The following is a 681-nucleotide window of genomic DNA, read 5'->3' as shown; positions in this document are numbered from 1 at the left end:
CTGAATGAAAGAAGTTACCATAAGGTTTTGAATTTAATTCAGAATTTTATGTTGACTTTCAAAGTAGAAAGCGTAATATACGCCTCCTGCTCACGTGTTACGACACGGAAAGCAACGCTCTTTAACAATTTAAACCTATCAATCTGTGTGGGCACTCGTTGATGATAATCGAAAAGATTTATCAATGAACTGAGTGACCAAAATCAAATTGGAATTCAGCCTTGAGCTGTTTTGTTTTACTTTTTCAAAAGTGAAAACCAATAAGAGCACAGTCAATTCATTATCGTTCTGTTGGAACGATAATAGCTTTAAAATTACTTCTTTATTTATAAAGAAAGAGTTTTGAAGTCAGTATTCATTGAGCCGTTCTTAGGAACAAAAAAACTTTAATTGAAGAGTTTGATCATGGCTCAGATTGAACGCTGGCGGCAGGCCTAACACATGCAAGTCGAGCGGAAACGAGTTGTCTGAACCTTCGGGGAACGATAACGGCGTCGAGCGGCGGACGGGTGAGTAATGCCTGGGAAATTGCCCTGATGTGGGGGATAACTATTGGAAACGATAGCTAATACCGCATAACGTCTACGGACCAAAGAGGGGGACCTTCGGGCCTCTCGCTTCAGGATATGCCCAGGTGGGATTAGACAGTTGGTGAGGTAATGGCTCCCCAAGGCGACGATC

The 681-nt window shown here is 41.9% G+C and carries 1 rRNA gene; it reads left to right on the top strand.

The features are described from left to right. Positions 1-387: 387 nt before the first annotated feature. A 16S ribosomal RNA gene (locus HW561_RS23365) occupies positions 388-681 on the top strand; the annotation flags it as partial.

This window comes from Ruegeria haliotis (genome assembly GCF_013377785.1).
Taxonomy (GTDB): Bacteria; Pseudomonadota; Alphaproteobacteria; order Rhodobacterales; family Rhodobacteraceae; genus Ruegeria; species Ruegeria haliotis.
Note: the sequence above shows the minus strand (reverse complement) of the source record. Positions and strands in the feature narration are given on the sequence as shown.